Raw genomic sequence first — 23,753 nt, 5'->3', positions numbered from 1 at the left:
CCAGGTGCTTTGCACCAGAATCCTCGCAGGGAATTTTTCGTGCATAGCCTTCGCAGTCCCGACCCCGACGCTCCCGAGGCACTCCCGCTGGCGCCGACGTCCCGACGCGGATGAACGACTTCGCCCGATCCATTGGCGCTGCGTTCACGCTGATCGGCGAAGCCGACGCCGAGCTGCTTGGCATCGTCGCATTGTCGGTTCGCGTCAGCCTGACCGCGAGCGTCATTGCCCTCATGATCGGCGCACCGATCGGGGCCCTGCTCGCGATCACGCGTTTCCGCGGGCGGCAGGTGATCATCGTGCTGACCAATGCGCTGCTCGGCCTTCCGCCGGTCGTGGTCGGGCTCGCGCTCTATCTTTTCCTGTCGCGGTCGGGCCCGCTCGGGGCGGCCGGACTGCTGTTCACGCCGGCCGCCATGATCATCGCGCAGACGCTGCTCGCCACGCCGATCGTGGTGGCGCTGGTGCACCGGCCCGCGAGCCTGCTGTGGGCGGAGTATGGCGACCTCGCACGGATCGACGGCCTGTCGGCCCTGCGCAGCATGGCGCTGCTGTTCGCGCTCGGCCGCACCTCGCTGCTGACGGCCTTTCTCGCGGCGTTCGGGCGCGCCATCGCGGAAGTCGGCGCCATCATCATCGTCGGCGGCAACATCCGCGGCTTCACCCGGACTATGACGACCGCGATTGCGCTGGAGACCAGCAAGGGCGACCTGCCGCTGGCGCTCGGACTCGGACTGATCCTGCTCGCGCTGAGCGTGGCGGTGTCGACGATCGCCTTCCTGCTAGTGGGACGCGTTGGGGAAAAATAGCTGCTCGCCCCCGACCTTGTAGCCGGCGATCGCCTCCTGCCCCTTCGACGAGACCAGCCAGTCGACGAAGGCCTGCCCGTCCTTCGCCTTCACGTTCGGGTGCTTTTCGGGATTCACCAGCATGACGCCGTATTGATTGAAAAGCCGCTTGTCCCCCTCGGTCAGGACGGCGAGCTCGCCGCGATTCTTGAACGACAGCCAGGTGCCGCGGTCCGACAACAGATAGGCGTTCGACGACGAGGCCATGTTCAGCGCCGGGCCCATGCCCTGGCCGATCTCGCGGTACCAGCTGTCCTTGCCGGCACCGAGATCAACGCCGGCCTCTTTCCACAACCTCAGCTCGGCCGCGTGCGTGCCGGACTTGTCGCCGCGCGAAATGAACGGCGCCTTCGCCGCCGCGATCTTGCGCAGCGCATCCGTGACGTCCTTGCCGCCGGCGATCTTGGCGGGATCGCTCTTTGGGCCGATGATGATGAAGTCGTTGTACATGACGTCGAAGCGCTTCACGCCCTGCCCTTCCGACATGAACTTGTCCTCGGCAGGCCTGTCATGGACGAAGACGACATCGGCATCGCCGCGCCGGCCGATGTCCAGCGCCTGGCCGGTGCCAACGGCGACGACCTTCACGCCGATGCCTTCGGCCTTCGTGAACAACGGCAGCAGATGGCCGAACAGGCCTGATTGTTCCGTCGAGGTGGTCGAAGCGACCGTGATGGTGCGATCCTGTGCGGACGCGACGGTGGACCAGAGCAGAAGCGCTCCGATGGCGATAATCTTCCTCATGCGGCATTCCCGGACAAACAATGACGGTCCTGAATAGCCCGTGGCGACGAAAACGGGAACCCCGACGTAAGGCCGCATAGAGTTGAGCGAGCGGCTACAAAGCGGCAGGAACGTCGCTGGCGCAGCCGGATTATCTGGGATGTAAAGTCAAGGAGAATCCAATGAAGAAGCTCATCTTGGCATCGGCATGCATCATGGCGCTGGCGACCGGTGGCGCCATCGCGCAGACACAACCGGCTCCCGGCGCCTCCAGCCAAAGCGACGTCGGCCCCTCGTCGCGAGGCCCCGCCACCAAGGGCATGACGACCGGACGTTCGTCGAACATGCAGAATGAGGCCAGCGACAGCAAGGGTGCGCAGCAACCATCGGCCGGCGGCACCAACACCAACAACATGGGCAGCCAGGCCGGCGGCAGCTCAGGCTCCGGCGGTGGTGCCGGCTCCGGCAAATAGTCGGAAGGTCGAGGATCCCGGGAGGGGACCGTCGTCCCCTCCCACGGACCGGCAGGGGTCGATCAACGGCCTGGACAATATCTCATCACGCGGCGGACGCCCTGCGACTCCGGTTCCTTCATCCAATCGATCTTCCAGGCCAGCCAAAGCTTGTCGTCGTCGACGACATAGGCAAACGTCGATGTCGAAAAGCCTCTGGGATTGCGAACCGTGACCTCACCGCAGACCACCTCGATCGCGCGGCCCTCGGGATCGGATGCAGGACTGGTCCAGGAGATGTGGATCTCCGCATTGGGCGGAATGAGGTGAGCGGCGATTTTCGGCGTGAGATCGTCCGCGAGCACCGGCGCGCCCATGCTAGCGGCGAAGACCGCGGCAAGACAAATCTTGTGGATCACGTTCACTCTCCTTCCGTTTCGGAAAGAGCGTGCCTGCTTCGGCGCGGCTGCACTGTGGTGGCGGTCACGTTGGTCGGCCAAACCGTGGCCTTTGCGACGATCGCCGCCTTGCCATGACGGCTGACACGTCACTCGCCGACTTACGCGACGAATGCGCGGATGTTCTGCAATTGATCTCACCTAGATTGACAGGGATGTGACGGCCGGGGCAGTTTTTCATATTGCTGGCGAATCAGCGATTGCCTCACGCCGAGTACCTCTTGGACAACTCCTAGTGCTTTCGAGACTGATATCGTTGCTGCGCCGCATCCCCGCGGTGAAATGGGCATTCACCCGGCTTCGGCCTGAGCCGCATAGCGGCAGCATCGACGTCACGCCGGTCGCCGCAGACGTCTCGCCCATCAACGCCGAAGCCCCTGTCGCCGAAGTCGTTGTCGCCGAAGACGTCGCGGAATCCGCTTCGACTCAACTTGCCGAAATCAGCACGACTTCGGCGCAGGACGAGGCCGGGGACGAGGTTCGCTCCACCCAGGATGATACCGCGATCTCCATCATCGCGGAGAGCCCGCCGGCAGCACCAACCGACGCCGTCGCCAGCGACAATGTCTCACGGGAGATCCCGTCCGACATCGCGCCGGTCGTCGAGGAGGCTTCGGCCGCCGAGATCGAAACTGCGGCCGAAGACGCTCACGAACCCGCGATCAGCCACGATCCTGTCGTTGAGACCCCGGCGAAAGTCGAGGCCGCCGACGCGGAGCCGGTCGCCGTCGAGGTTGTCGGCGAATCGGTGGACGCCGCCGAACTCGTGGTCGGCAGCGAGCCACCTCCCGCGCCCCCGACTGACGCCGAGCCCATTGTTGCGGAAGACGCACCGCCATCGTCCACCGATGTCGAGATCGCTCCGACTGACGTCCCTGCGCTCGTCGTCAGTGACAATCGCACCCCTGACATCATCGAGGATACTGAGCCAACCGCTGGCACGCCGCGCGTTACGTCCGCCGCTGCCGAAGTTCTGGTCGAGCCTGCCTCTGAGGATCATTTCGACGGCGATCCCTTGCCGAACGACGCGGTGGCCATCGAGCCGGCAGCCGCGGATGTTGCTGCGCCCGTCGCGGCGGTTGTCGTGGAGCAAGGTTCCACTGATGCGGCCAGCGTCGTCACGGACATCGCGCCGGTTCCGGCGCTGGTGTCGCCGGCTCCGGAAATCCGCAGCCCGCCGAAAGTTCGCGCGAGACCCGCGGAGCCTGCCGATCGCGCCGCGCTGATCCGGCAGCGCTGGGCGGAAAGCGGGATCAGGATGTGGAATCCTCGGCTTCACGGCACTGGCGAAGCCACCCTGAACATCCAGGGCAGCATCGGGCTGCTGCCGCCCGCGGCCGGCGAAACCATGCCGCGCTACGACAAGCTGGAATTCAAGATGCTCGGCGGACAGATCGTCTGCGAGGGCGTCATCGTCGAGGCCCCAGCGCAGGCGAGCAACCGCAGTTTCACGCAGCTCGCCGAGCCTGGGAAACTCGAGCGAGTCCGCGAACCGGCGCGGGAACGCCAGGCCGCTCTCGCCTGATCCTTTCGCCTGCAGCGACCGCCGCGACGTGCTAGGTTGACATCCCGACATGGGAGATCGCCTATGCGCACGAGCTCGTTGCTTCTGGTCGTGATCGCCGCCCTCTGTGTCTCGCAAGCCGCGGTTGCGGCGCCCGGCAAGCGGTCGCGCCACCCGCATGCGACGGCCCCCGCCACCGATCCGGCCGCGTCCTACAAGGCCGTCCGGCTGTCCTCCTCGCGCGGCGAGACGATCCTCAACACGCCCGGCCAGACCACCGTGCTGACGCGAGAGGTTCTCGACGACAAGAACGCGACGAGCCTCAGGGACGCCATGCACTCGACCGCCGGCGTGACGATCGGGCGCTAACGGTCCCGCGCGGCTTTCAGCCGACACGCCGTTGTTCCTGCAACACACCTGAAATTTTCCGCGCGCGAAGCAGTTGCCCGTAATGGCGGCCGCGACGTAACTTGCGCACCGGCCGGTGCCACATCCGTGCCTGATCAAAACGACAAGAACAATCCGGGAGACAAACTATGAAGAACCTGACGGCCGCGCTGTGCGCACTGGCCTTGTTCGCAACGGGCGCGCAAGCGCAGACCCTCAAGGATTTCCTCGCCACGGTCATGCAGAAGTGGACAGCGCCGTTCGAGCCGTTCCAGCTCATCGGCAACATCTACTATGTCGGGACCGAGGGTATCGCCGTCTACGTCATCAAGACATCGCAAGGCCTGATCCTGATGGACACGGCGATGCCCCAGTCCACCGGCACGATCAAGGACAGCATCACAAAGCTCGGCTTCAAGGTTGCCGATATCAAGATCATCCTGAACTCGCACGCGCATATCGATCACACCGGTGGTTTCGCCGAGCTCAAGAAGGAGACCGGTGCACAGCTCGTGGCCGGCGAGCGCGACAAGCCGCTGCTCGAAGGCGGCTACTATCCCGGCGACGAGAAAAACGAGGACCTGGCCTTCCCGCCGGTGAAGGTCGACCGTGTCGTGAAGGAGGGCGACACGGTGACGCTCGGCGACACCACGCTGATTGCACATGCAACGCCCGGCCATTCGCCGGGCTGCACGAGCTGGGAGATGACCGTCAAGGACGGCGATCAGAGCCGCGAGGTGCTGTTCTTCTGCAGCGGCACGGTGGCACTTAACAGGCTGGTCGGCCAGCCGACCTATCCCGGCATCATCGACGATTACCGCGCGACCTACGCCAAGGTGAAAGCGATGAAGGTCGACGTCCTGCTCGGGCCGCATCCTGAGGTCTATGGCATGCAGGCCAAGCGTGCACAGATGAAGGACGGCGCGCCGAACCCGTTCGTCAAACCGGGCGAGCTCGCAACCTACGCGTCCGGCCTGTCGGAGGAGTTCGACAAGCAACTCGCCAAGCAGACCGCGGCGCTGGAAAAGAAGTAGCGACCATCGGAGGCTGTCTTTCACCTCTCCCCATTGCATCGGGGAGAGGTGCGGCATGACGCTGCGCCGACGCGCATGGTTAGCAGAACGTGGCCAAGGCTTTGCAGGACTTTGCGGTCGATGCGCCCGCTTGCGCGACAGCTTATCGTTAACGCGGCCTCACCAGTGCGCGCGACCGGAGACATTTCCGGTCGCGCGCAATCTGCTCTGGCCTTCGGCGCGAGATCGATCTAACGCGCCCTTTACCCCCGCCGTGCAAGATCGCCCGCGTTTTTCAGGGGATCCGGGGCTCGTATTTCAATGCCTGTTGCCGATTTGAAGTCTCATCTTGCCGCCGCAATCCGGTTGTTTCGCGTTCCCGCAGATAACCCGGATCTGATGCGGGCGCAGTTCGACGCTTTCTCCAAGCAAGTCCCGCTGCTCTACTTCATCCTCATGAGCAACACGATCGCCGTCGCCTACACCTATGTGAACGTGGCGCCGAACTGGCTGACGATGATCGTGCCGACTGTGTTGACCGTGCTCGCAGGCTTGCGGACCTATTGGTGGCTGCGCCAGCGTCACCTCGTACGCAGCGACGCCGACATCCTGCGCAATCTGCGCGCCACCAACTGGCTGACGCTGCCGATCGGCGCCGGCTTCACAGCCTGGTCCTTCGCGCTCTACCCTTACGGCGATCCGTTCGCCAAGAGCCAGGTCGCCTTCTACATGGCGGTCACCGTGATCGGCTGCATCTTCTCGCTGATGCATCTGCGCTCCGCGGCGTTGATCGTGACGCTGATCGTCGACATACCCTATGTGCTGTTCTTCTTCGCGACGGGCGAGCCGACGCTGAAGGCGATCGCCGTCAACAACCTCCTGGTTTCCGGCGCGATGGTGACGGTGCTGTTCATCTATTACCGCGATTTCGCCGATCTCGTTGCCAGCCGCAAATCGCTGCTCGCGCAACAGGCGGCGACGCAGGCGCTCTCGGACGAGAACTTCCGCCTCGCCAATCTCGATTCCCTCACCGAGCTGCCGAACCGCCGCCGCTTCTTCGCCGAACTGTCGAGCGCCTTTGCCGACGCCGAGCGCAGGCATGTCCGCGTCGCGGTCGGAATCATCGACCTCGACGGCTTCAAGCCGATCAACGACAATTACGGCCACTCGGTCGGCGACCGGGTCCTGATCGAGGCCGGCCGGCGCATCCGCGAGGTTTGCGAGGGCTTTGGCCCGCAACGGGTGGAATTCGCCCGGCTTGGCGGTGACGAGTTCGGCCTCGTCGTCTGCGGTGACCCCGAGGATGCGGACCTCACGCGGCTCGGCGAGCGCATCGGGAGTAAGGTCAAGCTGCCCTACCAGCTCGACACCGCCCATACCGGGCTGTCCTGCTCGATCGGTTTCGCAGTTTTCCCGGACTCCGCGACGACGTCGGAAGCGCTCTACGAATGTGCCGACTACGCGCTGTACCATGCCAAGCGTCATCAGCGCGGCCGCACCGTGACCTTCTCCAGCGAGCTCGAGGCCGAGATCCGCAGTCGCGGCGTGATCGAAAACCTGTTGCGCACCTCCGATTTCGGCGCCGAGATGGAGCTGGTCTTCCAGCCGATCGTCGATGCCATGAGCGAGCACACCTCGGGTTTCGAGACGCTGGCGCGCTGGCACAGCCCCCGCCTCGGTTGGGTCTCTCCCGCCGACTTCATTCCCGCGGCCGAGCGCATCGGCCTGATCCGCCCTTTGACCCAGGCGCTGCTGGCGCGCGCGCTCGCCACGGCCAGGACCTGGCCCGACGACATCCGCCTGTCGTTCAACCTGTCCGCTCACGACGTCTGTGCCGCCGAGGGCATATTGCCGCTGATCTCGATCATCGAGAAAAGCGGTCTGTCGCCGCACCGGATTGACTTCGAGATCACCGAGACGGCCGTCACCTTCGATTTCGTTCGCGCGCAGCAGTCGATCGCAACGCTGAAGGCGATGGGCTGCGGCATTTCGCTGGACGATTTCGGCACCGGCTATTCGTCATTGAGCCACGTACACCGTTTGCCGCTCGACAAGATCAAGGTGGACCGCAGCTTCGTCGCCGAGATCAACGAAAATCCGGTGAGTCACAAGATCATCAAATCGCTTGCGGGCCTCTGCGACGACATGGAGATCGCCTGCGTCGCCGAGGGCGTCGAGACCCGCGCCCAGCTCGACAGCCTGCGCCGGCTCGGCTGCGATTTCATCCAGGGCTACTATTTCGCAAAGCCCATGCCGGCCGATGCGATCGCCGACTATCTGGCGGATGAACGCCAGCGCCTCGACGGCGGCGGAGCCAAGGTCGTGGCCTGAAGCGCGACGAAATTTAGTCATCGCGCTTTAGTCTATTTTCTGCGCACGATCTTTCCGGCAAACCGCTTCGCACTTTTCGGGATCATGCTTTCGTATCACACCGCGCAGTAGCGTTCCTGGACGTCCTTGTCCGCGAGCAGCGCCGCTGCGCTGCTCTGGTGCACGACCTCGCCCTGGTCGATGATCACGGCCCGGTCGGCGAGCCGCAGCGCCCATTCGACGTTCTGCTCGACCAGCAGCAGGGTCTTGCCCTCGTCGCGCAGGCGACGGAACAGCACGCCCATCTCCTCGACGAGCACGGGCATGATGCCCTCCGAGGGCTCGTCCAGCAGGATCATCTTGGGCTTTGCGATCAGCGCCCGCGCGATCGCCAGCATCTGCTGCTCGCCGCCGGAGAGCGTGACGCCCTCCTGGTCGAGCCGCTCCTTCAGGCGCGGGAAGGTTTCGGCGATCTCGTCAATCGCGGCTCGTTCCTCGATATCGCTGCCGGCCGCGACGAGGCCGAGCCGGAGGTTCTCGCGTACGGTCAGCCCGGGAACGATGCGCCGCTCCTCGGGCACGTAAGCGAGGCCAAGGTGGAAGCGCTGATGGGCGCGCAGCGGCAGAACCTGCTTGCCGGCAAAGCGCACGCGGCCCGTCGCCTTGGGCATCAGGCCCATCACGGCCCGCAAGGTCGTGGTCTTGCCGGCGCCATTGCGGCCGACCAGGGCGACCACCTCGCCCTCCTTCACATGCAGCGAGATGCCGTGCAGGACGTGGCTCGCGCCGTACCAGGCGTGCAGGTTCTCGATGTCGAGCAATGCCGTCTCAGCCATAGCCTTCACTCTGTCCGAGATAGACCCGGCGGACGTCCGGGTTGCTCCTGATTTCCTCCGGCGCGCCGTCCGCGAGCAGCCGGCCGTGGTGCAGCACCACGACACGCTTGGACAGGCCCAGCACCATCTTCATCTTGTGCTCGACCAGCAGCACGGTGCGCTTGTCGGCGAGCCGCTCCAGCAGCGCGACCATGTCCTTGGTCTCTTCCGGCCCCATGCCGGCGGTCGGCTCGTCCAGCAGCAGTAATTCCGGCTCCGAGACCAGGGCGATCGCGATCTCCAGGGCGCGCTGCTGGCCGTGCGCCAGGAATTTTGCCAGTTCGTTCCGCCTGCCGAGCAATCCGACCGCCTCGAGCGCAGCATCGGCACGCGCATGCAGCTCGGACAGCCGGGCGCGGTTGCGCCAGATGTCGTAACTCACGGTCAGCGCCTGCGCCGCGACCCGCACGTTCTCATGCACCGACAGGTCGGGAAAGATGTTCGTGATTTGGTAGGAGCGCGAGATGCCCTGGTGCACGAAGCGGTGCTGCGGCAGGCCGTTCAGCTCCCGGCCCCTGAAATGCAGCTTGCCGGACGTCGGCGTCAGCGCGCCGGAGAGGATGTTGAAGAACGTGCTCTTGCCGGCGCCGTTCGGCCCGATGATCGAGGTGAGCTGGCCGGCAGCGAACGACACGGTGATGCCTTCGAGCGCGACGAAACCGCCAAAGCGTTTGCCGATCCCTTCGGCGCGAAGCAGTTCACTGCTCATCGCCGCGCCTTTCCGATGCCGAGCACATCGAGCAGCGTGCCCCAGATGCCCTTGGGCAGGAACAGCACGAACAGCACGAAGATCGGGCCGACGAAGATCTGCCAATGCGGCGTCCACAGCGAGATGACATCCTCCAGGATCAGGAAGCTCGCCGCGCCGACGAAGGGTCCGAAGAAGCTGCGCGCACCGCCGAGCAGCACCATCATCACGATCATGCCGGAGGTCTGGTAATGCAGGATGTCGAGCGGCACGATCGACAGATGCAGCGCCAGCATGCAGCCGCCGAGCGAGGAGATCGCGCCCGACAGCATGAACACGACCAGCTTGCTGCGCTCGACGTCGTAGCCGCAGGCCCGCGCCCGCTGCTCGTTCTCGCGGATCGCCTCGATGACGGCGCCGAACGGCGAGTTCAGGATGCGCGACTGGACCCACATCGCCAAGCCTGCGAAGGCCATCAGCACGTAGTATTTGTTGACGGGATCGAGGAAGTTGACCTGCAGGCCGAACAGGTTGACGCGGTCGACGGTGAAGCCGCGCAGGCCGTTCTCGCCGCCGGTGAACGAGGCGGCCTGGAGCGCCACGTAATAGACGAGCTGAGCCAGCGCCAGCGTCACCATGGAGAAATAGATGCCGCGGGTGCGCGTCGAGACGATACCGATCAGGGCGGCAAGACAGGTGCTGAGCAGCACGGCGATCGGCACGGCCACAAACCAGGGCACGCCGTAGCGGCCGATCGCAATGCCGGTGAAGTAGGCCCCCGCGCCGAAGAACGCCGCCTGGCCGAACGACAGCAGGCCGGTGTAGCCGAACAGCAGATTGTAGCCCACCACCACGACGCCGTAGATCAGGACGTTGACCGCCAGCGCCTTGGACGGCAGCAGCCACGGCAATACAGCCAGCACGGCGATCGAGAGCAGTACGCGGTGATCGAGAATCCGGTCGAGCCCGCTCGTGGCAGGCCTGGCGAGAACCTCGCCGCTCGAAGGGCGCGTCACGCCGTCCTCCCTCTCACGCCGAACAGGCCTTGCGGGCGGATCAGCAGCACCACAGCCATCAGCGCGAACATGACGATGGTCGCCATTTCGGGCGCGAACAGCGCCACCAGGCTGATGGAAACGCCGACCATGAGCCCGGCCACAACCGCGCCGACGATCGAACCGAGGCCACCGATCACGGTGACGACGAAGGCCTCGGCGAGCACCAGCGACCCCATTTCCGGATTGACGCTGCGCATGGGCCCTGCGAGCACGCCACCCAGCGCGGCAAGGCCGACGCCGAGGCCGAAGATCGCGAGCCAGACCCGGCCGATGTCGACACCGAGCACCTGCATGATGGTGGGATCGCGCGCACCCGCACGCACGATCAGGCCGATCCGGGTCTTCTCCAGCGTCAGCCAGAGCGCCAGCAGCACCACAGCCACCAGCACGATGACGAACAGGCGGTAGCGCGGGAAGAAGCCGACGCCGAGATCCAGCACGCCGATCAGCTGCGGCGGGGTTGGAAAGGGAATGCCGTCGCTGCCGAACACGATGCGCACGCCCTCAACCAGGATGTAGCTGAGGCCGAAGGTGAGCAGCAGCGGATCGTCGATGGAACGTCCATAGAGCCTGCGGATCAGGACGAACTCGATCAGCATGCCGAAGGCGCCGATCAAAATAGGCGCAAGCAGCAGGCCCCACCAGAAGCTGCCGGTGAGCGAGGCCAGATAGAGCCCTGCATAGGCCCCGATCATGAACAGCGCGCCATGAGCGAAATTCACCACCCCGAGCATGCCGAACACGATCGTGAGGCCGAGCGCAGTGATCACCAGGACCGACCCAAGGGCGATCCCGGAGAGAAGCTGCATGATGATCAGCGACAGGTCCATCGTGCAGTCTTAAGTGGCGTGGCCGAGCTCGCTGCAGGTCCGCAGCATGTCGTCGGAGCCGGCCTCGTTGGCGAGAATGGCGAACAGATCGTTCTCGCCAGCCATCGCCGACTTCTTCTTGGACTCCAGCACCAGCACCGACTGCACCGACTGATGGTCGCATTTGCGGTAATGCTGCGGGCCCTTGGTCAGATCGTATTGCAGCTTCTCCAGGGCATCAACGACCTTGTCGGTATCCGTGCCGCCGGCCGTCTGCATGGCGGCCAGCAGGGATCCGACGCCGGAATAGCCGTAGGCGCCGTAATCGGTCGGGATCGCGCCGCCATTGGTGGCCTTGAACGCCGCGTTGAAGGCGGCCGCCGACTTGCTCTGCGCTTCCAAGCCCCAATAGTAATTGGCGCCGCCCACTACGCGTTCGAACACGTCGGGGCCGACCGCGAGGCGCTGGTTGTGCAGGATCACGGGCACGACGATCTTCATCTGCTGCTTCACACCGAAATCCACGGCTTGCTTGATCGCGTTGGCCTGGTCGCGGCCGAAATTGGAGATGCACAGCACGTCCGGCCGCATCGACATCAGGCGCGGCATGAACGTGGAGTAGTCGGCGGCGCCGAACGGATGCAGGATCTCGCCGACATTGTCAGCACCGATCGCCGCCTGCGCGCGCTTGAAGCCGCGCAGCATCTCGTGACCATAGGCATAGTCGGCAACGAGATGAGCGACCTTCATGCCCTTCTTCAGGGTCTGCCGCGCCACCGCTGCGGTCGTCATGTGCGGATTGAGCGCCTCATGGAAGGTGTATTTGCTGAAATCCTTGGCTTCGTTGATGGTGTCGGACTGGCTGATCGAGACGTAGATCACGCCGCGAGCGCGGGTGACCTCGTTGACCGCGAGCTGCACGGCGCTGGAGAGCGCGCCGACGACGGCATGGACCTTGTCCTTCTCGATCAGCTCCAGCGTGCGCGTCGCGGCCTCGCCGGCATTGAGCTTGTCGTCACGTACCAGGAGCTCGACCTTGCGGCCGCCGATGCCGCCCTTGTCGTTGACGAGCTTGACCGCGAGCTCGGCGCATTTGACCTGATCGCGCGCTTCCGCGGCGAACGGACCGGTCAGCGGCGTCGGAAAGCCGATGCGGATCGTCTCGTCGGCCGCGCGGCCAATCCGGGGCATGGCGAGCAGGGCTGCGCTGGCCGAGAGGCCGGCGAGCGCGCTGCGGCGGGTTATCTTCGACGTCGAACCGGATTTGGGCATGATGTCCTCCAATGTCTTTTTCAATTGTCTCTTCTAGAAGCGCTTCAGGGCTTTCAGGACTTTTGCGGGCGTGATCGGGATCGAATTGATCGTGGCATCGAACGGCGCGAGCGCGTCGTTGACGGCGTTGAGCACGCAAGCGGACGCCGCCGCGGTGCCGGCCTCGCCGACGCCCTTGGCGCCGAGCTCGGTGTCGGCGGTCGGCGTCTCGACATGGGCGATGACGATGTCGGGCATCTCCATCGGCATCGGCACGAGGTAATCGGCGAGCGAGCCGTTGATGAGCTGACCGGTGTCGCTGTAGCGGCATTCCTCGAACAGCGCCGCACCAAGCCCCTGCACGATACCGCCGCGGAGCTGCTCGTCCACCAGCATCGGATTGATGACGCGGCCGCAATCCTCGACGATGAAATGCTTCAGGAGCTTGATGAAGCCGGTCTCGACATCGACCTCCAGCGAACAGCCCTGGATGCCGTTGGTGAAGGCAAAGGGATAGCCCTGCGGCGCGAAATGGTGGCTGACGGTGAGCTGCGCCTGCGTGCCTGGCGGTAGCGTGTCGGAGCGGAAATAGGCGATGCGCGCGATCTCGGCGATCGGCAGGCGCGGCTTGCGCGTCGCGGCATCCACGACCTCGCCGTCGGCGATGTCGAGCGCGGGCGGCTGTTCCTGCAGAATGAGCGCCGCAATCTCCAGGATGTTGCGCTTGAGGGCGCGCGCGGCCTGCAGCGCGGTCTCGCCGCCGATGCCGGCGCCGCGGCAGGCCCAGGTGGCGCCGCCATGCGGGGTGACCTCGGTGTCGCCGGTGATGACCTTGACGTGGCCCTGCGCGATACCGAGTTGGTCGGCCACGATCTGGCTGATGATAGCTTCAGTACCCTGCCCCTGCTCGGTGACCGAAATCATGCAGCGAACTTCGCCGGAGGGTGTCAGGCTGAGAATCGCGCCATCCTGCGAGGAGATGCGCGCGCCGCCCACGCCGTAGAACGCCGGGCTCGGATTGGTGATCTCGACGAAAGTCGCAATGCCGATGCCGCGATAGATGCCGCGCTTGCGCAGCTCCGCCCGTTCGGCGCGCAGCGCGTCGTAATCCATCAGCTCGTGCAGGCGCTTCAGGCAGGCCTGATGCGACAACGCCTCAAAGCGGTAACCGGTCGGCGAGGTCTGAGGATAGGCATCGTCGGGGATGACGTTCTGCGCACGGATGGCAAAGGTATCGAGGCCGAGCTTGCTCGCTGCCATGTCCATCAGCCGCTCGGTAACGGCGCAGGCGATGGGATGGCCCACGGCTCGATACTGGCTGGTCTGCACCTTGTTCTGGAAGATCACCTCCAGCGTGGCGCGATAGTTCCTGAAGCGATAGGGCGCGCCGATCAGGCGGATCACCTGGTTGCCCTCGACCACGCTGGTGCGTGGATAGGTCGAGAACGCACCGATCGCGGTCATGTCAAGCACATCCATCGCCAGGATCTCACCCTTGGCATCGAGCGCCATGCGAGCGCGCACGCGATGGTCGCGGGCGTGGATATCGGAGACGAAGGACTCCATGCGATCGGCAACGTATTTCACGGGCCGGCCGAGCAGGATCGAGAGGCCGACCACCGCCATGTCCTCGTGATAGACATGCAGCTTCATCCCGAAGGAGCCGCCGATATCGGTCGCGATCACCCGGACGCGGGCCTCCGGAATGCCGTAATGGCGCGAATAGAGGTCCTGAAACTGATACGGGGTCTGCGTGGCGTGATGCACGGTGAGCGCGCCGGCGGCAGGATCGTAATCCGCGACGATCGCGCGCGGCTCGAGCGTCACCGCAGTATGGCGGCCGAACGTGAATTCTTCTTCCACGACGACGTGTGCGGCATGCGCAAAGGCATCGTCCACAGTGCCGCTGTCGAGCTGGCTTCGGAAGCAGGTGTTGTTGGCACTGCCGGGATTGACCAGTGGACCGCCCGCGACGCGCGCGCTGTCGATATCGACGACGACGGGGAGGTCTTCGTAATCGATCTCGATCAGCTCCAGCGCATCTTCGGCGATCGCCCGGCTCTCGGCGACGACCGCGACCACGGCCTGCCCGGCCCAGACCACGCGATCAAGCGGCAGCGGCCATTGCGGCGCGGAGATCATGCCCTTGAAATGGTCGAGCGTTCCTGTCCACGGCGTGCAGATCCTTGCGAGATCCTCGCCGGTGGCGACGAGGTGAACGCCTTCGACCGCGCGCGCCGGCTCAGTATTGATCGATACGATTTTCGCATGCGCATGCGGGCTGCGCAGGAACGCGGCATGGAGCATGCGGGGTAGCTTGAGATCGCTAACATAGCGCCCGCGCCCGGCCAGCAAGCGCTTGGCGTTCGGGCGCGGCACCGAACGGCCGATATAGGAATTCGGGCGATCGAGCGAGGTCAGCGCGCTCATGTCGCCCCTCCGCCTTCGCTGCGCGCCTTGGCGACGGCATCGATGGCATCGACGATCGCCTCGTAGCCGGTGCAGCGACAGTAATTGCCGGACAGCGCGTCGCGGATCTCGTCACGGCTCGGCTGCGTCATCCGCGACAGCAGCTCCTGCGCGTTGACCAGCATGCCCGGCGTGCAGAAGCCGCATTGCAGCGCATTGCGTCGGTGGAATTCGGCCTGGAGGTCGGCGAGCACACCGCTCTCGGTGAGCCCCTCGATCGTGTTGATCGTCGTGCCATCGGCCTGCACCGCGTAAACCAGGCAGGAATGCACGGCGCGGCCATCGATCTGCACCAGGCAGGCCCCGCAGGCGCCCATCTCGCAGCCGGCATGCGTGCCCGTCAGCTCGAGCTTGTCGCGCAGGCAATCGACCAGCGTGTCACGCGGCGCGACCTCGCAGGCGACCTTGCGCCCGTTGACGACGAAGCGCACCCGCACCGTCTCGTCGGCTTCGGTCAGCAGGCTATCGTCGAAGCCGCTCATGCGCCCGCCCCAAGACGTCCGAGCAGGCGGCCAAGCAAGACGCGGGCGAGATGCAGCCGCATCGCCGGTGGCACCTCGTCGCTCTCGGGCGGCACGAGATCACCTTCGAGCGCGCCTTGCGCGGCGGCGATACGCTCCGCATCGAGACGCGCGCCGATCAGGGCGCGCTCCGCCCCCTTCACTCGCGTCGGCGTATTGCCGACGGAGAAGAACGAGATGCGGATGTCGTCGACGCGCTCGCCCGTGCACGTCGCCATGATCCCGCAGCCGACCAGCGCGTAGTCGCCGCGCCGCCGTGCCAGTTCGTCGAAGGCAAAGCGCTGGTCGGCCTTGAGCAGTGGGACGTAGATTGCAGTGATCAGTTCACCCGGCTCCAACGCCGTCTCGAACAGGTCGATGAAAAAATCGTCGGCCTTGACGCGCCGGCGGCCTGAGGGGCCGACGATCTCGATCTCGGCATCCAGCGCCAAGGTCATCGCGGGAAATTCGGACGCCGGATCCGCCAGCGCGACGCTGCCGCCGAAGGTGCCACGGTTGCGGATCGCGGGATGGGCGACGAACGGCGCCGCGGCATGCAAGAGCGGCGCAAACTCGGCGATCAACGGCTCGCTCAGCATCTCGCAATGGCGCGTCAGGGCGCCGATGCGCAAATGGCCGCCTTCGCGCCTGACGCCGCGCAGCTCGTCGATGTGGGTGATGTCGATCAGGAGCCGCGGCGCCTGCAGCCGCAGCGACAGCGCCGGCACGAGGCTCTGGCCGCCGGCAATGAAACGCGCATCCTCCCCGGCGCGCGCATGAGTGTCCAACGCCTGGTCGATCGTCGCCGCACGAAAATAGCTGAAAGCCCTCGCCTTCACTGCCGTTTCCCCGAGATCCATCGGCGCATCAGCCGGGATGCCAGATTTGTAACCATCTGGTCTCAAAATCCTGACACGCCTCCCGAGGCCGGTCAACAGGAAATGACCATTTGGTCACAAAAGCGGCTTGGGCTATGAAGGCTTGAGACGTGCGATTCAGCGACGAGATGGCCCGAAAACCCCAGAAAACTTTGAGGCGACCGGTTCGCAAGCGAACCGAGACAGGTAGCAAGTCCGCGCCAAAGCGTCGCAACATGCGCGCGGCCGACCGCGAGCGCGCAATCGTGGAGGAAGCGATCCGCTTCTTCGCCGAGCGTGGCTTCGAAGGGCAGACCCGCGAGCTGGCCAAGCGCATGGGCATCACGCATTCGGCGATCTATCGCCACTTCCCCAGCAAGGAGGCGCTGATCGAGCGCGTCTACCAGGAGGTCTATCTCAGCCGCTGGTCGCCCGATTGGGGGCCGATGATCCGCGACCGCTCGCAATCGCTGGAAGGGCGGCTGACGCGCTTCTATCTCGACTATGTCGAGCGCGTGTTCGAGTACAATTGGGTGCGGATCTTCGTGTTCTCCGGCATGAAGTCGTTCGGCATCACCGGCCGCTATCTCGATATCGTCCGCCGCGAGATCATCGAGCCGGCGGCAGCCGAGCTGCGCCATGAGTTGAGGCTGCCCGACGCGAAGGCACACGCATTGAGTGAGCGCGAGACCGAGCTGTTCTGGGGCCTGCACGGCCGCATCTTCTATCTCGCCATCCGCAAGTTCATCTACGAAACACCGATCCCGCCCGATCTCGACGCCATCGTCCGTGACGCCGTCCAGACCTTCATGGACGGCGCGAAGACGACGATGCCGAAGCTCTTGGTGAGCGGCTAGCTACTTCGCAAGGCTCGGCAGATCGAGCCCCTTGTCGCGGGCGCAGTCGATCGCGATGTCGTAACCGGCATCCGCATGACGCATGACGCCGCTGGCGGGATCGTTCCAGAGCACGCGCTCGATGCGCTTCGCAGCCTCGGGCGTACCATCGGCGACGATGACCATGCCGGCATGCTGGGAATAGCCGATGCCGACGCCGCCGCCGTGATGCAGCGAGACCCAGGTCGCGCCGCTCGCGCAATTGAGCAGCGCGTTGAGCAAGGGCCAGTCCGACACCGCGTCCGATCCGTCCTTCATCGCCTCGGTCTCGCGGTTGGGGCTTGCGACCGAACCGCTGTCGAGATGATCGCGGCCGATCACGATGGGCGCCTTCAGCTCACCGCGCGCCACCATCTCGTTGAAGGCAAGGCCGAGGCGATGACGATCGCCGAGGCCGACCCAGCAGATCCGCGCGGGCAGGCCTTGGAACTTGATGCGCTCCTTGGCCATGTCGAGCCAGTTGTGCAGATGCTTGTCGTTGGGCATCAGCTCCTTGACCTTGGCGTCGGTCTTGAAGATGTCCTCGGAATCGCCTGACAGCGCGGCCCAGCGGAACGGCCCGACGCCACGGCAGAACAGGGGACGGATATAAGCGGGCACGAAGCCGGGGAAATCGAAGGCGTTCTTCAGGCCCATGTCCTGCGCCATCTGGCGAATGTTGTTGCCGTAGTCGAGCGTCGGGATGCCCTGCGCGTGGAAATCCAGCATCGCCTGGACATGCTCGACCATCGACATCTTCGAGGCGCGCTCGACCGCTTTCGGATCAGACGCGCGCTTGGCTTCCCACTCGGCGAGCGTCCAGCCCTTCGGCAAGTAGCCGTTGATCGGATCATGCGCGCTGGTCTGGTCGGTGACGATGTCGGGCTTGACGCCGCGGCGCACCAGCTCCGGGAAAATCTCGGCGGCGTTGCCGAGCAGGCCGACCGAGACGGCCTTCTTCGTCTTCGCGGCCTCCGCCATGATCGCGAGCGCCTCGTCGAGCGTTGCGGCCTGGCGGTCGAGATAGCCGGTGCGTAGCCGCATCTCGATGCGGCTCGGCTGGCATTCGACCGCGAGCATCGAAGCCCCCGCCATGGTCGCCGCCAGCGGCTGCGCGCCGCCCATGCCGCCGAGCCCTGCGGTCAGAATCCATTTGCCGGCGAGGCTGCCGCCATAATGGCGCCGCCCAACCTCGCCGAAGGTCTCATAGGTGCCCTGCACGATGCCCTGGCTGCCGATATAGATCCAGGAGCCCGCCGTCATCTGGCCGAACATCATCAGGCCCTGGCGATCGAGCTCGTTGAAATGATCGAGCGTCGCCCAATGCGGCACGATGTTGGAGTTCGCGATCAGCACGCGCGGCGCATCGGCATGGGTGCGGAATACGCCGACCGGCTTGCCGGACTGCACCAGCAGCGTCTGGTCGGCTTCGAGCTTGCGCAAGGCCGCAACGATCCGGTCAAAGCTCTCCCAATCGCGCGCGGCGCGGCCGATGCCGCCATAGACCACGAGCTCGCTCGGGCGCTCGGCAACATCAGGATCGAGGTTGTTCATCAGCATGCGCAAAGGCGCTTCCGTCAGCCAGCTCTTGGCGCTGATGTCGCTGCCGCGAGGGGCGCGGATGGTGCGGTCGTTGTCCAGTCGGCGGTTCATGCGGACCTCTCAATCAAGTCTCGGAAACGGATCGGATGGCAGCGCTGTGAGTGCGGCCGCCGGCAGCGCGTCGGCTTCGACCAGTGCGGCGGCCCTGGCGAGATCGCCGGCCATGTAACGGTCGGCGCCGAGTGCAGGCACCTGCTCGCGCAATGCGGCGATGACGGCAATGAGCGGCGCGCTGGTCGCATGCGGCGCGCGGAGCGTAATGCCTTGGGCGGCGACCAGCAGCTCGATGCCGAGGATGGCGGCGAGATTGTCGGCCATGTCGGAAAGGCGCCGCGCGGCGTGCGCCGCCATCGAGACGTGATCTTCCTGGTTGGCGCTGGTCGGCGTCGAGTCGATCGAGCAGGCGAGCGCCCGCTGCTTGTTCTCGGCATAGAGCGCGGCGGCCGTCACCTCGGCGATCATGAAGCCGGAATTGATGCCGGGATCGGGAGTGAGGAACGGCGGCAGGCCGAAATTGAGTGCGGGATCGACCAGCGTCGCAATGCGCCGCTCGCTAATCGCGCCGATCTCGGATAGCGCCAGCGCAATCGCATCGGCGGCAAACGCCACCGGCTCGGCGTGGAAATTGCCGCCGGAGACGATCTCACCGGTCTCGACCAGCACCAACGGATTGTCGGTGACCGCGTTGGCCTCGACGATCAGCGTGCGGGCAGCCTGCGTGATCAGATCGAGCGCCGCGCCCGCGACCTGCGGCTGGCAGCGCAGGCAATAAGGATCCTGCACGCGCTCGTCGCCATCGAGATGCGACAGGCGGATGTCGCTGCCCTCCAGCAACGCCGTAAGCGTCGCCGCCGCGGCGATCTGACCGGCATGGCCGCGCAGCGCCTGAATTTCAGGACGGAATGGCGCCGTCGAGGCCATCGCCGCATCGACCGACAGTGCACCGGTGACGAGCGCGGCACGCGCGAGGCCAAAGGCGCGCAGCACGCCTGATATTGCGTAGGCCGTCGAGAACTGCGTACCGTTGATCAGCGCGAGGCCTTCCTTGGGACCGAGCGTCAGCGGCACGAGGCGGGCCGCGGCGAGCGCCTCCTGGCCGGATACAATCTTGCCGTCAACGATCGCCTGCCCCTCGCCGATCATCACCGCGGTCATGTGCGCAAGCGGCGCGAGATCGCCGGAGGCGCCGACCGAGCCTTGCTGCGGCACCAGCGGATACACGCCTTGCGCCAACATGCCCTGCAACTGCTCGATCACCGCGCGGCGCACGCCGGAGGCGCCACGTCCGAGCGAGACGATCTTCAATGCCATCATCAGGCGGACGATCGGCTGCGGCGTCACAGGGCCGACGCCGCAGCAATGCGACACGATCAGGTTGCGTTGAAGCAGCGCGGTCTGGTCGGGTGGGATGCGCTTCGAGGCGAGCTTCCCGAACCCGGTGTTGATGCCGTAGACCGGAGCATCGGCTTGCGCAGCCTTCGCGACAATCGCCGCGGCTGCGTCCACGCGCGACCAGAACGAGGAATCGAGGACGACAGGCGCTCCTGCAAGCACACGCGCGAGATCGTCGAGGCTGACCGTTCCCGGCTTGACGACGATCGCTGCGCCCTGCTCCATCACTGGCCCCTCCACACCCGGCGATGCAGCGGATTGAAGCCGATGCGGTAAACCAGTTCAGCGGGCCGTTCGATGTCCCAGATCGCGAGGTCGCACCATTTGCCGGCTTCCAGCGTACCGGTCTCGTTCAGCACGCCGAGCGCCCGCGCGCCTTCACGGGTCACGCCGGCAAGGCACTCGGCCACATTCATCCGGAACAGCGTCGCGCCCATGTTCATGGTGAGCAGCAGCGAGGTCAGCGGCGAGCTGCCGGGATTGCAGTCGGTGGCGAGCGCCATGTGCACGCCATGCCTGCGAAATGCCTCGACCGGCGGCTTCTGCGTCTCGCGAATGAAGTAGAAGGCGCCGGGCAGCAGCACGGCCACAGTGCCGGCCTGCGCCATCGCGGCCGCGCCGGCGTCGTCGGTATGCTCCAAGTGATCGGCCGACAGCGCCGAGAATTTTGCGGCGAGCGCTGCGCCGCCGAGATTCGAGAGCTGGTCGGCATGCAGCTTGACCGGCAGGCCAAGCCCTCTCGCCGTCTCGAACACGCGCGCCGTCTGTTCGGCCGAGAACGCTATGCCCTCCATGAAGGCATCGACGGCATCGGCAAGGCCGGCCTTCGCGACCGCAGGCAGCATCTCTTTGCAGACGAGAGCGATGTAGCGCTCCTTGTCGCCATCAGCCTCCGGCGGCAGGGCGTGGGCTCCGAGAAACGACGTGCGGATTGCAACCGGCCGCTGACGACCGATGCTTCGCGCGGCTGAAAGCTGCCGCATCTCTGTCTCGGTATCCAGGCCATAGCCGGACTTAATCTCGACGGTGGTGGCACCCTCGCCGATCAGTGCATCGAGCCGCGGCAGCGCGCTGGCGACGAGTTCGGCCTCGCTTGCCTTGCGTGTCGCGGCCACCGTCGAGACGATGCCGCCGCCGGCGCGTGCGATCTCCTCGTAGCTTGCACCCTTGAGCCGCAGCTCGTATTCGTGCGCGCGGTTGCCGCCATAGACCAGATGGGTGTGGCAGTCGACGAGCCCCGGCGTGATCCAGCGCCCCTGGCAATCGATCCGCTCGACGGCGTCCGCATCCGCCGGGAAATCTGCTTCTGCTCCGGCGTGAACGATACGGCCGCCGCGCGCAGCGATCACACCCTGCTCGATCGCGCCGAAATCAGGACGATCCGCCCGCATCGTGGCGAGGCGGGCATTGTGCCAGATCCGGTCGAAGCGCTCTGCCATGCAACGGTCCCTTCGCGGATGTCCCTGCGCCCTGGGATGCTTGACTTATATGTCTAGACATATAATCGTAAGGCGGTTCTGTCCAGCCGGCGTGTCATCAATCATGTCCCGACTGCATTTCGCCTCCGCGCTCCTGCCCTCGGGCTGGGCCAATGACGTGCAGGTGGTAATCACCGCCGGCGCGATCGCGGAGGTGACTGCGGGCGTACAGCCTGCCGCCGGCGGCGAGCGTCACGCCATCGCGCTTCCGGGACTTGCGAGCCTGCACAGCCACGCCTTCCAGCGCGGCATGGCGGGCCTCGCCGAGCTGCGCGGGGACAACACCGATACGTTCTGGACCTGGCGCGAGACGATGTACCGCTTCGCGCTGGCGATGACGCCGGACGATGTCGCCGCCGTCGCCACCCTGCTTTATGTCGAGATGCTGGAGCAGGGTTTTACCCGCGTCGGCGAATTCCATTATCTGCATCACGATCGCGACGGCTCGCACTATTCCGATATCGCCGAGATGGCCGCGCGCATCGCGCAGGCGGCTGAGGCGTCCGGCATTGCGCTGACGCTGCTGCCGAGTTTCTACGCGCACGGCTCCTTTGGCGGCGCCGCGCCGCATGCCGGCCAGCGGCGCTTCATCTGCTCGGTCGATCAGTTCGCCGCGCTGATGACGGCCTCGCGCAAGGCGATCAGCACATTGCCCGGCGCGAATATCGGCATCGCGCCGCACAGCCTGCGCGCGGTGACGCCGGACGAGCTTGCGGCAATCATTCCGCTGGCGGAAGGCGGGCCGGTGCATATTCATGCCGCCGAGCAGGTCAGGGAAGTCGAGGATTGCCTGGCCTGGTCGGGACGACGGCCGGTGCAATGGCTGCTGCAGCACGCGCGGGTCGACCGGCGCTGGTGCCTCATTCACGCAACCCACATGACGGAAGCGGAAGTCGGCGCATTCGGCAAGGCCGGCGCGGTCGCCGGCCTCTGCCCCATCACCGAGGCAAGCCTCGGCGATGGCATCTTTCCCGCCCGTGAATTTCTCGCGGCCGGCGGCGCGTTCGGTGTCGGTACCGATTCCAACGTATTGGTCGGCGTCGCCGACGAATTGCGCCAGCTCGAATACGGCCAGCGGCTCAAGCACCGCGAGCGCAACGTGCTCTCCGCCGGCGCAGGCCGCTCGACCGGACGCACGCTGTACGATCACGCGCTCGCGGGCGGCGCACAGGCGCTGGCGCAGGAGATGGTCGGGCTCACGCCCGGCGCACGTGCCGACATCGTCACGCTCGACGCAGCGCATCCCTCGCTGGCGGGGCGTCGGGGCGATGCCACCATCGACGGCTGGATCTTTGCCGCGGGCAGCGGCGCGATCGATTGCGTCTGGGCCGGCGGCCGCAAGGTGGTCGAGGGCGGTCAGCATGGATTGCGCCAAGCCGCACGCGAGCACTTCAACGCGGCGGTACGGAGGCTCGTTGCATGAGCCTCGTCACCGATGCCGCCGACAAGCCGACACTCTACAAGCGCATTCGCGCCGATATCGAGCGGCGCATCCTCACCGGCGAATGGCCGCCCGGGCATCGCATTCCCTTCGAGCACGAGCTGGTCGCGCGTTACGGCTGCTCGCGCATGACCGTGAACAAGGCGCTGTCCGAGCTGGCGCAGGCCGATCTGATCGAGCGGCGGCGCCGCGCCGGCTCCTTCGTGCGCCGGCCGCAGCATCAGTCCGCCGTTCTGCAGATTACCGACATCCGCGCCGAGATCACCGCGCTCGGACGCGCTTACGGTTATGAGCTGATCCACCGCAAGCTGCGCACCGCCACCTCCGCCGACCGTGACCGGCTCGGCGTCAAAAAGGCCGGCAAGGTGGTCGCGATCACCTGCCGGCACAGCGCCGACAACGTGCCGTTCGCCGTCGAGGACAGGCTGATCGATCTGTCGTCCGTACCTGATGCCGCGACCGCGGACTTCTCGCGCGAGCCGCCCGGCTCGTGGCTGCTTCACCACGTCCCATGGACGGAGGCCGAGCACACGATCAGCGCCATCGTCGCGGACGATCACACGGCGGGCGCACTCGCGATCGCCGTCGGCGCGCCCTGTCTCGTGATCGACCGTTACACCTGGCGCAGCGCGCGCACGATCACCGCCGTGCGCCTGCTCTATCCCGGTGACTCTCACCGCCTTGTCGCGCGATTCAAGGGAGGCTGAGTGGCTATGTCGGCACAAATCGTGCAACGCTTCATGAAGAGACCAACAGGACGTCA

General features: G+C 65.6%; 22 protein-coding genes. 9 read left to right on the top strand and 13 right to left on the bottom strand.

The features are described from left to right. Positions 1-110 precede the first annotated feature (110 nt). On the top strand, positions 111-809 hold the full coding sequence (locus RPS27_RS22455; protein ID WP_211416516.1) for an ABC transporter permease: 699 nt from the start codon (positions 111-113) through the stop codon (positions 807-809). Here the strand turns inward: RPS27_RS22455 and RPS27_RS22450 are convergent. Then, on the bottom strand, positions 783-1,592 hold the full coding sequence (locus RPS27_RS22450) for a substrate-binding domain-containing protein (protein ID WP_211416515.1): 810 nt from the start codon (positions 1,590-1,592) through the stop codon (positions 783-785). The two genes, RPS27_RS22455 and RPS27_RS22450, sit on opposite strands and share 27 nt — an antisense overlap. 161 nt (positions 1,593-1,753) lie before the next feature. Between RPS27_RS22450 and RPS27_RS22445 the strand changes: the two genes are divergently transcribed. Continuing rightward, positions 1,754-2,044, top strand: a complete 291-nt coding sequence (locus RPS27_RS22445) for a hypothetical protein (protein ID WP_313754431.1) — start codon at positions 1,754-1,756, stop codon at positions 2,042-2,044. 62 nt (positions 2,045-2,106) lie between these two features. On the opposite strand, the gene RPS27_RS22440 is transcribed toward RPS27_RS22445, so the two are convergent. Then, a complete protein-coding gene (locus RPS27_RS22440; RefSeq protein ID WP_211416513.1) occupies positions 2,107-2,442 on the bottom strand; it encodes a hypothetical protein in 336 nt (111 codons plus the stop codon). 295 nt (positions 2,443-2,737) lie between these two features. On the opposite strand from RPS27_RS22440, the gene RPS27_RS22435 reads away from it, so the two are divergent. The 4 genes from RPS27_RS22435 (at position 2,738) to RPS27_RS22420 (ending at position 7,716) form a co-directional block, all read left to right on the top strand. Further along, positions 2,738-4,006, top strand: a complete 1,269-nt coding sequence (locus RPS27_RS22435; RefSeq protein WP_313754430.1) for a hypothetical protein — start codon at positions 2,738-2,740, stop codon at positions 4,004-4,006. Positions 4,007-4,069: 63 nt separating this feature from the next. After that, the gene (locus RPS27_RS22430; RefSeq protein ID WP_313754429.1) at positions 4,070-4,354 is read left to right on the top strand and encodes a Plug domain-containing protein; all 285 of its coding nucleotides are present in this window, start codon (positions 4,070-4,072) and stop codon (positions 4,352-4,354) included. 167 nt (positions 4,355-4,521) lie between these two features. Further along, complete coding sequence (gene blaBJP / locus RPS27_RS22425; protein WP_313754428.1) at positions 4,522-5,406, top strand: BJP family subclass B3 metallo-beta-lactamase; 885 nt, start codon at positions 4,522-4,524, stop codon at positions 5,404-5,406. A 300-nt stretch (positions 5,407-5,706) separates the two neighbouring features. Beyond that, complete coding sequence (locus RPS27_RS22420; protein WP_313754427.1) at positions 5,707-7,716, top strand: EAL domain-containing protein; 2,010 nt, start codon at positions 5,707-5,709, stop codon at positions 7,714-7,716. Between the two features lie 95 nt (positions 7,717-7,811). On the opposite strand, the gene RPS27_RS22415 is transcribed toward RPS27_RS22420, so the two are convergent. The 8 genes from RPS27_RS22415 to RPS27_RS22380 are packed head-to-tail and all read right to left on the bottom strand — an operon-like array spanning position 7,812 to position 16,184. Next, positions 7,812-8,531: an ABC transporter ATP-binding protein gene (locus tag RPS27_RS22415; protein WP_211416508.1), complete on the bottom strand. Its 720-nt coding sequence runs from the start codon at positions 8,529-8,531 to the stop codon at positions 7,812-7,814. Then, on the bottom strand, positions 8,524-9,279 hold the full coding sequence (locus tag RPS27_RS22410; RefSeq protein ID WP_285807448.1) for an ABC transporter ATP-binding protein: 756 nt from the start codon (positions 9,277-9,279) through the stop codon (positions 8,524-8,526). The genes RPS27_RS22415 and RPS27_RS22410 overlap by 8 nt, the downstream gene beginning before the upstream one ends. Then, a complete protein-coding gene (locus RPS27_RS22405) occupies positions 9,276-10,274 on the bottom strand; it encodes a branched-chain amino acid ABC transporter permease (RefSeq protein ID WP_313754426.1) in 999 nt (332 codons plus the stop codon). The genes RPS27_RS22410 and RPS27_RS22405 overlap by 4 nt, the downstream gene beginning before the upstream one ends. Further along, positions 10,271-11,146, bottom strand: coding sequence for a branched-chain amino acid ABC transporter permease (locus tag RPS27_RS22400; RefSeq protein ID WP_313754425.1), 876 nt, complete (start codon positions 11,144-11,146; stop codon positions 10,271-10,273). The genes RPS27_RS22405 and RPS27_RS22400 overlap by 4 nt, the downstream gene beginning before the upstream one ends. A gap of 9 nt (positions 11,147-11,155) precedes the next feature. Then, positions 11,156-12,397 carry an ABC transporter substrate-binding protein gene (locus tag RPS27_RS22395; RefSeq protein ID WP_313754424.1) on the bottom strand — a complete coding sequence of 414 codons (1,242 nt, stop codon included), beginning with the start codon at positions 12,395-12,397 and terminating at the stop codon, positions 11,156-11,158. A gap of 33 nt (positions 12,398-12,430) precedes the next feature. Next, positions 12,431-14,806 (bottom strand): xanthine dehydrogenase family protein molybdopterin-binding subunit, encoded by a 2,376-nt coding sequence (locus tag RPS27_RS22390; RefSeq protein ID WP_313754423.1) that lies wholly within the window; start codon positions 14,804-14,806, stop codon positions 12,431-12,433. Further along, complete coding sequence (locus RPS27_RS22385) at positions 14,803-15,327, bottom strand: (2Fe-2S)-binding protein (protein ID WP_313754422.1); 525 nt, start codon at positions 15,325-15,327, stop codon at positions 14,803-14,805. The genes RPS27_RS22390 and RPS27_RS22385 overlap by 4 nt, the downstream gene beginning before the upstream one ends. After that, a complete protein-coding gene (locus RPS27_RS22380) occupies positions 15,324-16,184 on the bottom strand; it encodes a xanthine dehydrogenase family protein subunit M (protein WP_313754421.1) in 861 nt (286 codons plus the stop codon). Before RPS27_RS22380 ends, RPS27_RS22385 begins: the two co-directional genes overlap by 4 nt. Positions 16,185-16,438: 254 nt before the next feature. On the opposite strand from RPS27_RS22380, the gene RPS27_RS22375 reads away from it, so the two are divergent. Beyond that, positions 16,439-17,059: a TetR/AcrR family transcriptional regulator gene (locus tag RPS27_RS22375; RefSeq protein ID WP_313754420.1), complete on the top strand. Its 621-nt coding sequence runs from the start codon at positions 16,439-16,441 to the stop codon at positions 17,057-17,059. On the opposite strand, the gene hutU is transcribed toward RPS27_RS22375, so the two are convergent. The 3 genes from hutU to hutI are packed head-to-tail and all read right to left on the bottom strand — an operon-like array spanning position 17,060 to position 21,510. Continuing rightward, positions 17,060-18,730 (bottom strand): urocanate hydratase, encoded by a 1,671-nt coding sequence (hutU, locus tag RPS27_RS22370; RefSeq protein ID WP_313754419.1) that lies wholly within the window; start codon positions 18,728-18,730, stop codon positions 17,060-17,062. Positions 18,731-18,739: 9 nt separating this feature from the next. Further along, positions 18,740-20,299, bottom strand: coding sequence for a histidine ammonia-lyase (gene hutH, locus RPS27_RS22365; RefSeq protein ID WP_313754418.1), 1,560 nt, complete (start codon positions 20,297-20,299; stop codon positions 18,740-18,742). Next, on the bottom strand, positions 20,296-21,510 hold the full coding sequence (hutI, locus tag RPS27_RS22360) for an imidazolonepropionase (RefSeq protein ID WP_313754417.1): 1,215 nt from the start codon (positions 21,508-21,510) through the stop codon (positions 20,296-20,298). Before hutI ends, hutH begins: the two co-directional genes overlap by 4 nt. A gap of 103 nt (positions 21,511-21,613) precedes the next feature. Here hutI and RPS27_RS22355 point away from each other — a divergent pair, with 103 nt between their 5' ends. Continuing rightward, a complete protein-coding gene (locus RPS27_RS22355) occupies positions 21,614-22,972 on the top strand; it encodes a formimidoylglutamate deiminase (protein ID WP_313754416.1) in 1,359 nt (452 codons plus the stop codon). Further along, on the top strand, positions 22,969-23,697 hold the full coding sequence (gene hutC / locus RPS27_RS22350; protein WP_211416497.1) for a histidine utilization repressor: 729 nt from the start codon (positions 22,969-22,971) through the stop codon (positions 23,695-23,697). The genes RPS27_RS22355 and hutC overlap by 4 nt, the downstream gene beginning before the upstream one ends. The last annotated feature ends 56 nt before the right edge of the window (positions 23,698-23,753 follow it).

The organism is Bradyrhizobium sp. WYCCWR 12699 (assembly GCF_032144035.1).
In the GTDB taxonomy this organism is placed as follows: domain Bacteria; phylum Pseudomonadota; class Alphaproteobacteria; order Rhizobiales; family Xanthobacteraceae; genus Bradyrhizobium.
The sequence above is the reverse complement of the archived record's forward strand: the minus strand, read 5'-3'. Positions and strand labels throughout refer to the sequence as shown.

What these genes read in the sequence shown, in the direction of transcription:
- RPS27_RS22455 (WP_211416516.1), top strand. Translation starts at nt 111, where the DNA reads ATGAACGACTTCGCCCGATCCATTGGCGCTGCGTTCACGCTGATCGGC.
- RPS27_RS22450 (WP_211416515.1), bottom strand. Translation starts at nt 1,592, where the DNA reads ATGAGGAAGATTATCGCCATCGGAGCGCTTCTGCTCTGGTCCACCGTC.
- RPS27_RS22445 (WP_313754431.1), top strand. Translation starts at nt 1,754, where the DNA reads ATGAAGAAGCTCATCTTGGCATCGGCATGCATCATGGCGCTGGCGACC.
- RPS27_RS22430 (WP_313754429.1), top strand. Translation starts at nt 4,070, where the DNA reads ATGCGCACGAGCTCGTTGCTTCTGGTCGTGATCGCCGCCCTCTGTGTC.
- blaBJP (WP_313754428.1), top strand. Translation starts at nt 4,522, where the DNA reads ATGAAGAACCTGACGGCCGCGCTGTGCGCACTGGCCTTGTTCGCAACG.
- RPS27_RS22420 (WP_313754427.1), top strand. Translation starts at nt 5,707, where the DNA reads ATGCCTGTTGCCGATTTGAAGTCTCATCTTGCCGCCGCAATCCGGTTG.
- RPS27_RS22415 (WP_211416508.1), bottom strand. Translation starts at nt 8,531, where the DNA reads ATGGCTGAGACGGCATTGCTCGACATCGAGAACCTGCACGCCTGGTAC.
- RPS27_RS22410 (WP_285807448.1), bottom strand. Translation starts at nt 9,279, where the DNA reads ATGAGCAGTGAACTGCTTCGCGCCGAAGGGATCGGCAAACGCTTTGGC.
- RPS27_RS22400 (WP_313754425.1), bottom strand. Translation starts at nt 11,146, where the DNA reads ATGGACCTGTCGCTGATCATCATGCAGCTTCTCTCCGGGATCGCCCTT.
- RPS27_RS22395 (WP_313754424.1), bottom strand. Translation starts at nt 12,397, where the DNA reads ATGCCCAAATCCGGTTCGACGTCGAAGATAACCCGCCGCAGCGCGCTC.
- RPS27_RS22390 (WP_313754423.1), bottom strand. Translation starts at nt 14,806, where the DNA reads ATGAGCGCGCTGACCTCGCTCGATCGCCCGAATTCCTATATCGGCCGT.
- RPS27_RS22385 (WP_313754422.1), bottom strand. Translation starts at nt 15,327, where the DNA reads ATGAGCGGCTTCGACGATAGCCTGCTGACCGAAGCCGACGAGACGGTG.
- RPS27_RS22375 (WP_313754420.1), top strand. Translation starts at nt 16,439, where the DNA reads ATGCGCGCGGCCGACCGCGAGCGCGCAATCGTGGAGGAAGCGATCCGC.
- hutU (WP_313754419.1), bottom strand. Translation starts at nt 18,730, where the DNA reads ATGAACCGCCGACTGGACAACGACCGCACCATCCGCGCCCCTCGCGGC.
- hutI (WP_313754417.1), bottom strand. Translation starts at nt 21,510, where the DNA reads ATGGCAGAGCGCTTCGACCGGATCTGGCACAATGCCCGCCTCGCCACG.
- RPS27_RS22355 (WP_313754416.1), top strand. Translation starts at nt 21,614, where the DNA reads ATGTCCCGACTGCATTTCGCCTCCGCGCTCCTGCCCTCGGGCTGGGCC.
- hutC (WP_211416497.1), top strand. Translation starts at nt 22,969, where the DNA reads ATGAGCCTCGTCACCGATGCCGCCGACAAGCCGACACTCTACAAGCGC.